The sequence below is a fragment of the uncultured Capnocytophaga sp. genome (assembly GCF_938029845.1).
GTDB lineage: Bacteria > Bacteroidota > Bacteroidia > Flavobacteriales > Flavobacteriaceae > Capnocytophaga.
The window spans coordinates 1-11,102 of record NZ_CALHGG010000044.1 but is presented as its reverse complement, the minus strand read 5'-3'; the positions used below and the strand labels follow the sequence as shown (position 1 = coordinate 11,102).

The following is an 11,102-nucleotide window of genomic DNA, read 5'->3' as shown; positions in this document are numbered from 1 at the left end:
TGAACACTGCCAAGTAGGAGAGGTCATGACCGATAAGCAAGGGTATTTCAGACTTCCTGAGCGGAGGTATCACGAATTTACTTTTATTGGTTTTGAAGCACCTGCTGTACATATACATTTGGAAGTCAAAAAAGAAGGATATGAGCCTGATGCTATTGTTATGAGAGATCCTTTCGGAGGTGCTGCTCCCAAAGGAACTGTTTGGGAAGCTCATGATATTTACCTAAAAGAAATAGATCAGAAGATAACCTTAAGGGATGTATTGGAGAATGTGGAAAGACAAATCGTCTATACAGAGGATGGGCAGCTTATGGGCTTTCTTTGTACAGACACAGGAGATATTCCTTCCACACTCAGGGTAAATGATAGGTGGAAAATGTTTGATAGTATAAAAGAAGTAGTATATTACAACCAGCAGAGAGCATACTCTGTGGCAACCAAAATGCTTTTTGATAAAGGAGAATTGTGCTTCTTAGAATATCTGGATGACCAAATGACCAAAGATACGACCTATTATGGACAATATGAGTTTCTTTCGGATAGTATCGTACAAATAGAAATGAATCACCCAAAAATAAGAGGGAAATATCATGCAGAGGATTTTGATAAATATTTCTTTAGCCTTAAGAAAATCAACTAACGACAAATAAATAATAAAATATAAAAAAATGAATTTACTAAAAGGAAAGACCGCGATTGTTACCGGTGGTAGCCGCGGTATAGGAGCCGGTATTGTGAAGGCTTTCGTAGAACAAGGAGCCAATGTAGCTTTTACTTTCTATGGAACAGCGCCTGAAGAAGCTGAAGCAGAGATACAAGAACTCAAAAACAAAGGAGTTAAAATAAAATCTTATCAGAGCAATGCGGCTGACTTTGAGGCTTGTGAAGCGTTAGTGAACCAAGTGTTGGAGGACTTTGGAGGAATTGATATATTGGTTAACAATGCCGGAATTACCAAAGACAACCTGCTCATGCGTATGAGTGAAGCGGATTTTGACAAGGTGATTGCTGTAAACCTTAAGTCTATTTTCAATATGACCAAGGCAGTACAAAAAGTATTCCTCAAACAACGCTCAGGTAATATTATCAATATGAGTAGTGTAGTAGGGGTACAGGGGAATGCAGGTCAGGCTAACTATGCCGCTTCTAAGGCAGGTATATTGGGCTTTACCAAGTCCGTAGCCTTGGAGTTAGGTTCACGCAATATCCGTTGCAATGCCATTGCCCCTGGCTTCATAGAGACTGAAATGACTGCGAAGCTAGCCCCTGAAGTGGTACAAGGTTGGCGCGATTCTATTCCTCTTAAGCGTGGTGGAACAGTTGAAGATATCGCCAATGCTTGCGTTTTCTTGGCATCTGACATGAGTTCTTATATCACCGGACAAGTACTTCGTATTGACGGAGGTATGATCACCGCCTAAGAAATAAAGACATTTGCAGTTATAAATAACTAAGTAACTGCAAATGTTTTTTTAACGAATATTGTTAATAACTTTGTTTTGACAATCGCAAAAATAGCCGTACTTTTACCCTCTGAAAAAATAACAAGATATTATGGGCAAAATCATAGCTGTAGCCAACCAAAAAGGAGGAGTCGGAAAGACTACCTCTTCCATTAATTTAGCGGCTGCCTTAGGGGTTTTGGAAAAAAAGGTACTTCTTATAGATGCCGACCCTCAGGCCAATGCTACTTCTGGTCTCGGAATAGAGGTGGAAGGAGTGGAGCGAGGAACCTACGAGGTCTTGGAACATTCTGCGGAGGCCGAAGCAACTATCGTGCCTACCAATTCTCCTAACTTAGACCTTATCGCTGCTCATATTGATTTGGTGGCTATTGAGATAGAATTAGTGGATAAGCCTCGCCGTGAGTATATGCTCAAGGAGGCACTCGCTCCTATCAAAGATAGATATGACTATATTATTATAGATTGCGCTCCCTCATTGGGATTGCTCACTCTTAACGCACTTACTGCTGCCGACTCGGTGATTATTCCTATCCAATGTGAGTATTTTGCACTCGAGGGATTGGGCAAGCTCCTCAATACAATTAAGAGCGTACAGAAGATCCATAACCCTGCCTTGGATATAGAAGGACTGCTCCTTACAATGTACGATGCACGCCTAAGACTCTCCAACCAAGTGGTGGAAGAGGTGCAGAAACATTTCAGTGAGATGGTTTTTGAAACCATTATTCAGCGAAATATACGCCTTAGTGAGGCGCCTAGCTTCGGGGAAACCATCATCAGTTATGATGCAGCCAGCAAGGGAGCGGCCAACTATATCAGCTTAGCAGAAGAAATTATTAAAAAGAATACGAAAGCATAGTATGGGAAAATTAAATAAAGGACAACGATTGGGACGAGGCTTAGGTGCCTTGCTCCCTTCTGAAGATATTCAATCTGCTTCCGATACTAATGCGGATAAGCTCATAGGCAATGTACTGGAACTTCCCTTAGACCAGATTACAGAAAACCCCTATCAGCCTCGTACCGTTTTCAGTGAGGAAGCTCTCAGCGAATTGGCTTCCTCTATCAAGGAACTGGGAGTCATTCAACCTATTACAGTTAGAAAAATTGACACCCAGAAGTATGAACTAATTTCAGGGGAACGCCGTTGGAGAGCGTCCAAAATGGCGGGACTGACTACTATCCCCGCCTTCATACGTATTGCCAATGACGAGGAATCGCTCATGATGGCATTGGTGGAGAATATCCAGCGACAGGACTTAGACCCTATTGAGGTGGCTCTAAGTTATAATCGTATGATTGAGGAACTCAACCTTACCCAAGAGCAAATGAGTGAAAGGGTAGGCAAGAAACGTTCTACCATTACTAACTATCTACGCCTTTTGAAGTTGGATCCTATTATACAAACGGGGATTCGTGATGGCTTTATCTCCATGGGGCACGGACGTGCACTTATCAATATTGAGGATAAAGAGCAACAATTGGAACTATATAACCGAATTGTTGCCCAAGATCTTTCCGTACGTGATACAGAGCAAGCTGTACAACAACTCAAGAACCCACAAAAGGTAGCGGTAATTCCTCCCAAGCAAGAACCTAAAGGTAAGGAAGCGGCAGCACCTCTTCCTTCTTTTGTGGCAGAGCGCCTCGAAGGATTACGTCAGCGCTTTGGGAAACACTTTGCTGTGAAAATAGATAAAACAGGTAAGGGGAAAATAGAAATTCCTTTCCAAACAGAAGCAGAATTAGAACGCATACAAAAAATTCTACACGGTGAGGCTTAGTTTGTACATACTGATAATAACTCTTTTCTCCACTAAGGTTTGGTCGCAATCCGATACATTATCTGTTAGGGACAAAGGTCCCTTAGTGGTTGCAGAGTCGGTAACCCCTACATGGAATACCGATCCGCTCTCTCCAGCACGTGCCGCTTTCTATTCGGCCATTTTACCGGGGTTGGGGCAGGCGTACAACAAGAGTTATTGGAAGATTCCTATTGTATATCTTGCCATAGGTATTCCTACTTATCTGTATATAGCTAACGATAAAGAGCTTGACCGCTATCGTACAGCGTACAAAAGCCGCTTGGATGGTCGTACTGATGATGAGTTTTACCCAGGTGGACAGGAAGGAGTACCACGCCTGAGTACCGATGCGCTTCGTCGTGCACAGAATCTTTACCGAAGAAATAAGGAAATGGCGATGCTCTTTGCCATAGGCTTCTACGCCTTGAATATCATAGAAGCCAATGTAGATGCTCATTTGAAACAATTCAATGTAGATGAAAACCTTTCCTTAGAGCCTTTTATGTATCAGAATTACTTTAATAATAGTCCCTGTATAGGTCTCTCACTGACTTATAAACTTAGATAGTGACTAGTGACTAACCACTACTAACAATTGACAATTAATAATTAACAATTATAAAAGATGAAGAAGTTACTACTCAGTATCATTATTCTTTCGTTTGCCTTGCCATTACAGGCACAAGTAAGGAAAGTTCGTCCAAGGATTATGCCACCTGTTATTCAAATAAAAACAGTGGACTTCAGTAAGAATGAACTTAGTTATACCTTTGAGAAGATAAAACTTCAGAATGAACGCTGGTATAAGTACAATGCTATAGGGCTTAACATGAGCGAGGTGGCTTACTCCAATTGGAATGCAGGGGGGATTAATAGCATTACTTTCCTTGCCGATGTAAAATTCCGCCGTCGCTACTTAGTGAAGAACTTTTTCTGGGATAACGAACTGGTAGCCAACTATGGAATTAACTCCCAAAAGGGGGAAAGTCTTAGGAAAACTGATGACCAAGTTTCCTTTACCTCTTCCTATGGTTATCGTACAGGCTTTAGGGATTGGTATTATTCAGCTAAGTTGACTTTCAATACTCAATTCAGTGATGGGTATGACTATCCAAGAGAACCCGATGACGAACCTATCTCCCGCTTTATGGCGCCAGGTTATCTCTATATAGGTATTGGTGCGGAGTATGCACCTGAGGATGGCAAAGCAGCCCTCTTTGTCTCTCCGCTTACCTTGAAATCTACCTTTGTAATGGATCAAAACTTGGCTGATAAGGGTTCTTTTGGTCTGCCTATGGCCGAATATGACAATGCAGGAAATCTTATCAAACACTCCAAACGTAGTGTTACTGAAGTGGGTTTCTTAGTTTCTGGTAAGCATGAGATGGAGCTTTATGAAAATGTCAATATGACCAACCAAATCTCTCTATATACCCAGTATGACAAGAGTTTCGGTAATATAGATATAGATTGGCAGTTAGCTGTAGATATGAAGATCAACAACTTCTTACAAGCACGTGTAGGAACTCATCTCAAGTATGATGATAATATCAAATTCAAAGAAGAGACGCTCCCCAACGGATCCAAACGCTTGTATAGTCCTCGTGTACAGTTCAAACAAATATTGGGGGTAGGTATCAAATATACCTTCTAAACCTATAACATAAACAAATCAGAGGCAATCCCATCGGAGAGGAACATACCAGCTTCGGTGGTCACAAGATGGTTCTCTTGGTTTTTCAACAAGCCTTTCTCTATATAGGGAAAGGCCTGTTGTTTTAAGTAATTCAAATAGCTGCCTCCAAAATCCTCTCGGATATGCTCAAGGGAAATCCCTTTTTGTATCCTAAGCCCAGTCATAATACGCTCATTATAGAGATCTTTCTTCGTGAGTATTTCTCTCTCTTGAGGGAGTATACCTTGTGATATTTGTTCTATATATTTTATATTGTGGGCTATATTCCACATGCGTGCATAACCATTGTAGCTATGAGCTGAAGGGCCTATCCCCATATAGTGCTTTTGCTCCCAATAGGCAGTATTGTTTTGGCTAAAAAATCCTTCTTTTCCAAAATTAGAAAGCTCATAATGTATAAACCCCTCCTGCTCTAAGCGCTCCTTTAGTAAGTAAAAGTGTGTGTTGGCTTGTGCATCATCAGTGGGAGGAATCTTTCCTTTTTTGATAAATTGGTACAAGGCGGTTCGGGGCTCTACCGTAAGAGCATAAGCCGAGAGATGAGGTATTTTGAAGGAGAGAGCCCGTTCTATATTGGTGAGCCAGCGCTCCTGAGTCATATGTGGAATCCCGTAGATAAGGTCTATAGTAGTATTGGCAAATAAGGGTACTGCTTTTTCTAAGAAGGCACTTGCTTGCTGGGCGCTATGTGCCCGATTCATCAGTCGTAGGTCTTCTTCAAAGAAAGATTGTATCCCTACACTGAGCCTATTGATACCCAATTCTTTTAACTGGGTTAAGGAAAGCTCACTATCTGAACGAGAAAAATCATCAGGATTGACCTCTATGGTAATCTCTGCGCCATGATTTATACGATAATGCCGGTGGATAGTCGCAAATAGCTCACTTAGTTCTGCAAAAGTCAATACAGAAGGGGTGCCTCCGCCCAAATAGATCGTTTGTAGGGGAGTGGTAGCCTCAGTTTTTCTCAGTTCCAATTCCTTGCATAAGGCTTTGACCATCTCTCCCTTGCGCTTTAGGGTCGTGGAGAAGTGGAAATCACAATAATGGCAGGCCTGTCGGCAAAAAGGAATATGAATATAAAGGCTATACATAGCTAAGATGGCTAAGAAATTCTGTTTTCGTTTTGCTTGACAAAAGCCTCCCAAGAGGAATAACTTTGTTGCTTTTCAGCCTTTCCACCATTGAAGAAGTGGCAGACAGCTACCGCCAGTCCATCGGTAGCATCAAGGTGAGAGGGTAGTTCCTTAAACCGAAGCAACTGTTGCAACATCTTGGCTACTTGTTCCTTGGAGGCATTACCATTGCCAGTGATGGCCATTTTCACCTTCTTAGGTTCGTATTCTGTAATGGGTAAGTCCCTTGCCAATCCCGCCGCCATAGCCACTCCTTGGGCACGTCCTAGCTTGAGCATGGATTGCACATTCTTTCCGAAAAAGGGAGCTTCAATAGCCAACTCGTCAGGGTGGTAGGTGTCTATAAGTTCGGTAGTACGCTCGAATATATGCTTGAGCTTTAGGTAGTGATTGTCGTACTTGCTCAGTAAGAGTTCATTCATCTGAACAAAACGCATTTGGTTCTTCACTACCTCTATGATACCAAAGCCCATAACTGTTGTACCAGGGTCTACCCCTAAGATGATTTTTTCTATAACCACTTTTATCTCTTTTAACAAGATACTTGTAATACCTCTACTTTCCCCTTAAGGCGAATCTCCTTACATGAGGCAGGTACCAATAGAGTTTGCCCTTTTTCCAAGGGTAATTCCATATCTCCGTATTGTAGGCTTCCCTTGCCCGCTACGCCTATATATATATGGAAAGAGTCCCCTGAAAGGGTCAAAGGCGTTTCTTGAGTAATCTTCAGATAATCCGTAGTAAAATAGGGCGATGCCACAGCAGGATTTACTGTGTTTTCTGTCGAAGAATAGGATTTACGAAAATCATCTTTTCGCTCAAAATCAATAGCATCTAGGGCAAGCTCTGTGTGTAGCTCTCGGTAATTGCCATGTTTGTCCTTGCGGTCAAAGTCATACACACGATAGGTAATGTCACTGGTCTGTTGGATTTCAGCCAACAATACCCCTGCGCCTATGGCATGGATTTTCCCCGCAGGAATAAAGAACATATCCCCATGGCTTACTTTTTCATAGTTAAGTAGTTGGCTAAGGGTCTTATTTTCCAGATGGGATTGGTATTCTTCCTTGCTAACGTTCCTATTGAACCCAATGATGATAGAAGCATTGGGGTCTGCTTCCATGATATACCACATTTCCGTCTTTCCAAAAGAGTTATGGCGGGCTTTGGCCAAAGCATCATCAGGGTGTACTTGTATGGAAAGGTCTTGAGCCGCATCGATAAACTTGATGAGCAGCGGAAAGTCAGTTCCAAATCGCTTATATACAGCACTTCCCAAGAGTGCTTCAGGTGCTTGCTCAATGAGCGCTTGTAAGGAAGTACCTTTCAGCGTTCCATTGCTAATGACAGAAACATTGTCTTTCACTGTAGAGACTTCCCAACTCTCCCCTATAAGAGGCTGATGGATAGGCTTATGGAGTTCTGTTTGGAGTTTTTCCCCTCCCCAAATACGTTCCTTAAAGATAGGATCAAAAGTAAGTGGATATAGCTTCATTTGTATCAAAATTTGAAAGCACAAAAGTACAATTTTTTTTAGAATTACAAGCAGCCTTAGGAGTGTTCTATATATTGGCTATTTTTGTTATTTATTTGTTAATCATAAGTAGTTTGGTTGTAAATAAAAAGATAAATTTTATCTTTGTACTTTATAGAAAAGCTGTATAAAATGAAAAAAGGAATATGGATACTTTTATTTTTGTATATCTGTCTCCCTCTAAGAGCACAGAATTCTAAAGAGTTGATAGAGATATTACTTGATTTCTGCCAACAGGTAACCCAAGAAGAGCCTTCAGAGGAAAAGATATATGCTATTTTTCAAAGTATATCCCCTGAAAAGAAATATCTTCTCCTTGAAGAAAAGAAAAGCAGCTTTGCAGGATTTACCCAAGAAAAAGTAGCTTATATAGATCTGGATAAGGAAAAATATAATAATACCAAGCTAATATCTTATAAAAGAGCAGCTGAGCGCGCGTACACCTTAGACTTATTCCTTTATAGTCCCTATAGTATCAAAGCAGGAAAAGTGAGCTATGAAAAGGCTATATATCCTATCTCTTTTCCTGAGCTGACAGAGAAGTTGGGGCGTATTTTCTATGATCCTATTTTCCAATTCAAGGATACCAAAAGGAGTAACTATATTTATCAGAATCCACAGACACACAAGAAAGTAGTATTTTCTATACTATCCTATAATCCACCTGAGGCACCCTATAATATCATATATCGTATTGAGATAAAGGACATTCGTTTCTTTGATGAAGCTTCCTTGAGCAAAGGTAAGTTTTACATGAAAGAAAAGAACTAAAATCACTTGAGAGAATTTGGGACTACTGTAAAAATAGCTATCCAAGAAGCATTTCCTTTTCTTTTTATAAAGGGATAAATTGGATAGGAGATATTATCCAAGCGCCAGATGGATTATTAAACCAGCTTGAAAGTTTTATAAGTACATCAAGGCAACACAAAAACGAAAGAGTAAAAATAACCAAGATAAAAGAAGAGGCTAATGATTGGCAACCTTAAAAATATTTTCCAATGAAAAAAATAATATTTATGTTAATATTTAGTTCAATATTTTCTTTATTAGGATGTAAAAGTAAAGAAGAAAAATTTTTGGAAAATCATAAAGTTATACTATATGATACAAAAGAAGCAGAATTATTTATAAATAATTCAGTAATTAAACCAATGGAAGCAAGTAAAATACAAGAGGAATTTGCATTAAAAAATAATAAAGCACCTGAAATGTATACATTTTTTATAGTAGATAATTACTATGTATTTACTTCTTATTTTTTACCTAAAATGCCTAATGCTTCTATAAAGGGAATTTGGGTAGATGCCACCACTGGTAAAGCTAAGTATGTCTTAGAAGATATAAGAATTAGGGCATATAAACCCTATACGGAGAAAGAAAATGCATATCCTTTTTAAGGGAACTATATAAAGTTAAATTCAATAGAAATTTAGGTATCTATTCGGTGAATATAATGGAAAATGGAGAACATTGTACATCAACAGTTTATAAATCTTTACTTGAAGCGAAACTTATTAAAAAGTTACCTTTTTGGGTAATTTGTACACCTAAATCTTTTTTAAAACATCTAAAAAGATCTAAACTAAGACATACGGCTGGAACTAAAAAAGGGAAGCTAGCAGAGAAAACAGTATTGAAAGATTTATCATAAACAAATAACAATGAAAATTCGTATTAAATATTTAATATTAGTAATGTTTTTATTCAATTGCAAAAATTATAAGAGTCTTAAAATGGAAATAGATAAAAATAAAGCTATACCTTATAATGAATATTCACGAGAATTTCAAGAATGGGAATCTACAAAAAATATAAAGCTAGAAGAAGCTTATCAAATACACTTAAGTTACGCTTCAGAAAATCAAGATAGGATAAAACTTAAATCAAAGGAAGGATATCCTCTATTCTATGTTTACGAAGATTATTACATATTTTCAACAGTAACATATATTCATAAAATTGGTATTTTTAATTGTATAGGTATTTGGGTTAATGCAAATACAGGGGAAGTTAATTATGTTGAAGTCAATAAAGACCAAAATTTTCATACTGACCCAAATATTTGGCTAACTTCTTATAATGGCGAAAAACTTTAAAGAAAATATTGTACTAAAAGACAGAAAGAAAAATATTAAAACTTGGGGAATTATAGTGTCTGGATACTTTTGGGGAAGTAATGTACTACTACAGTGAAAATTGCAATACAAGAAGCATTTCCTTTTTTAAAGGAATAAAAATGGATAGGGAAAGTAACTCAAAAACCAAATGGTCTTTTGAGTGATTTGAAAGAATTCATTAGCACATCCAAACAACATAAAAATCAACGGGCTGTTATAAATATAATTAAACAAGAAGCTAAAGATTTTTAAAATGCGAGAAATAATTTTTAATATGTCACTTATTACATTACTATTTGGTTGTAATCAAAGTGAAAATTACTTGGAAAATCATAAAGTTTTTCCATGTTCTCCAGAAATTGTTCAAGAAAAAAAATATAGAATTAGCATTAAAGAAGCAAATGACCTATATGTCAAATATTTATATGATAGAAAAGAAATTAAGGACCTAGATTATGATGAAACTCTTCTTTCTCCCACCTTAATTATTGATAATCATTATGTATATTCTTTTCAGAATTTAGTTATGCAAAAGGTAGCCGTTTTTGGTATTTGGATAAATGCCAATACAGGAAAAATAACTAATTGTAATGAGTCTATATGGTTAAAAGAGAAAGATATTGTTTCTTTTAAGAAATAAATACCCCCAAGTTTCGTAAGTTGTACAAGCAATCATCTTTGTAATAAATTAAAAATTAATCATTTATACCTCCTCCAAAGGATAATTTGTGAGATTGGAGTATATGAGTAATCCGTATCCTAAATATGTCTGCTACGACTCTAAAAGGAAATATAAGAGTATCAAGAAATTCCTGAAACAGAATTACATGCTTTTCAATCAAATTTAAACACCATAATAAAGTTAGAAATGAAAAATATTACATATAAAATCATTAAAATAGTTATTGTTATGGGGATATTAAGTAGTGTTTTTTCTTGTAAAGAAAAAAGATGTATATATGGAACAGAAGCATTCGAAAAAAAGAGAAAATATTTAAACTCTCATTGGATGGGGCTGAGCAAACATATATACAGTATATTTTAAAAAAAGAAATTGCCAGTGATGGTTTTTATTGCTTGGATGTTATATACGGAGATTATTATATTTTTCCTTTAAAATTGAATTTAAAATGCAAAACTACAAAAAATAATGTAATTAACTCATACAAAGAGGATTATTTTTTTGATAGGAAGATAAGAGAAGACAGAGTCTTAGATGATTTGGACAGGCTTTTTCAAAATTAGGTTTCTAAATCGTTACCTAATACCTTGAAAAATAATTTTTATTAGTAGGTTATATTTCAGTGTTTTACACCTTTTTTCATATTGTACAGTAACTTGATAA

General features: G+C 37.5%; 15 protein-coding genes. 12 read left to right on the top strand and 3 right to left on the bottom strand.

Annotated elements, in window-relative coordinates; translation table 11 throughout:
* From Q0625_RS03355 to Q0625_RS03330, 6 genes are all read left to right on the top strand, one after another.
* Positions 1–640 (top strand): carboxypeptidase regulatory-like domain-containing protein (locus Q0625_RS03355; protein ID WP_298823480.1); only part of this gene is annotated, 640 nt, incomplete at its 5' end.
* Positions 641–668: 28 nt separating this feature from the next.
* Positions 669–1,421: a 3-oxoacyl-[acyl-carrier-protein] reductase gene (gene fabG, locus Q0625_RS03350; protein WP_298823479.1), complete on the top strand. Its 753-nt coding sequence runs from the start codon at positions 669–671 to the stop codon at positions 1,419–1,421.
* 133 nt (positions 1,422–1,554) lie between these two features.
* On the top strand, positions 1,555–2,325 hold the full coding sequence (locus Q0625_RS03345; RefSeq protein WP_298823478.1) for an AAA family ATPase: 771 nt from the start codon (positions 1,555–1,557) through the stop codon (positions 2,323–2,325).
* A gap of 1 nt (position 2,326) precedes the next feature.
* Positions 2,327–3,250 (top strand): ParB/RepB/Spo0J family partition protein, encoded by a 924-nt coding sequence (locus Q0625_RS03340; RefSeq protein ID WP_298823477.1) that lies wholly within the window; start codon positions 2,327–2,329, stop codon positions 3,248–3,250.
* Positions 3,240–3,839, top strand: coding sequence for a DUF5683 domain-containing protein (locus Q0625_RS03335; RefSeq protein WP_298823476.1), 600 nt, complete (start codon positions 3,240–3,242; stop codon positions 3,837–3,839). Before Q0625_RS03340 ends, Q0625_RS03335 begins: the two co-directional genes overlap by 11 nt.
* A gap of 57 nt (positions 3,840–3,896) precedes the next feature.
* Entirely contained in the window at positions 3,897–4,925 is a 1,029-nt protein-coding gene (locus Q0625_RS03330) for a DUF3078 domain-containing protein (protein WP_298823475.1), read from the top strand.
* Positions 4,926–4,927: 2 nt separating this feature from the next.
* On the opposite strand, the gene hemW is transcribed toward Q0625_RS03330, so the two are convergent.
* The 3 genes from hemW to Q0625_RS03315 are packed head-to-tail and all read right to left on the bottom strand — an operon-like array spanning position 4,928 to position 7,598.
* The gene (gene hemW, locus Q0625_RS03325) at positions 4,928–6,061 is read right to left on the bottom strand and encodes a radical SAM family heme chaperone HemW (protein ID WP_298823474.1); all 1,134 of its coding nucleotides are present in this window, start codon (positions 6,059–6,061) and stop codon (positions 4,928–4,930) included.
* Between the two features lie 11 nt (positions 6,062–6,072).
* A complete protein-coding gene (gene ruvC / locus Q0625_RS03320) occupies positions 6,073–6,618 on the bottom strand; it encodes a crossover junction endodeoxyribonuclease RuvC (protein WP_298823481.1) in 546 nt (181 codons plus the stop codon).
* A 17-nt stretch (positions 6,619–6,635) separates the two neighbouring features.
* Positions 6,636–7,598 carry a type I phosphomannose isomerase catalytic subunit gene (locus Q0625_RS03315; protein WP_298823473.1) on the bottom strand — a complete coding sequence of 321 codons (963 nt, stop codon included), beginning with the start codon at positions 7,596–7,598 and terminating at the stop codon, positions 6,636–6,638.
* 171 nt (positions 7,599–7,769) lie between these two features.
* On the opposite strand from Q0625_RS03315, the gene Q0625_RS03310 reads away from it, so the two are divergent.
* The 6 genes from Q0625_RS03310 to Q0625_RS03285 all read left to right on the top strand — a co-directional run bounded on the left by Q0625_RS03310 (position 7,770) and on the right by Q0625_RS03285 (position 11,002).
* Positions 7,770–8,408 (top strand): hypothetical protein, encoded by a 639-nt coding sequence (locus Q0625_RS03310; protein ID WP_298823472.1) that lies wholly within the window; start codon positions 7,770–7,772, stop codon positions 8,406–8,408.
* A gap of 230 nt (positions 8,409–8,638) precedes the next feature.
* A complete protein-coding gene (locus Q0625_RS03305; RefSeq protein WP_298823471.1) occupies positions 8,639–9,037 on the top strand; it encodes a hypothetical protein in 399 nt (132 codons plus the stop codon).
* Between the two features lie 56 nt (positions 9,038–9,093).
* Positions 9,094–9,291: a hypothetical protein gene (locus Q0625_RS03300; protein ID WP_298823470.1), complete on the top strand. Its 198-nt coding sequence runs from the start codon at positions 9,094–9,096 to the stop codon at positions 9,289–9,291.
* 10 nt (positions 9,292–9,301) lie between these two features.
* A complete protein-coding gene (locus Q0625_RS03295; RefSeq protein ID WP_298823469.1) occupies positions 9,302–9,736 on the top strand; it encodes a hypothetical protein in 435 nt (144 codons plus the stop codon).
* 295 nt (positions 9,737–10,031) lie between these two features.
* Positions 10,032–10,397 (top strand): hypothetical protein, encoded by a 366-nt coding sequence (locus Q0625_RS03290; RefSeq protein ID WP_298823468.1) that lies wholly within the window; start codon positions 10,032–10,034, stop codon positions 10,395–10,397.
* Positions 10,398–10,708: 311 nt separating this feature from the next.
* Positions 10,709–11,002 carry a hypothetical protein gene (locus Q0625_RS03285; protein WP_298823467.1) on the top strand — a complete coding sequence of 98 codons (294 nt, stop codon included), beginning with the start codon at positions 10,709–10,711 and terminating at the stop codon, positions 11,000–11,002.
* Positions 11,003–11,102 lie beyond the last annotated feature (100 nt).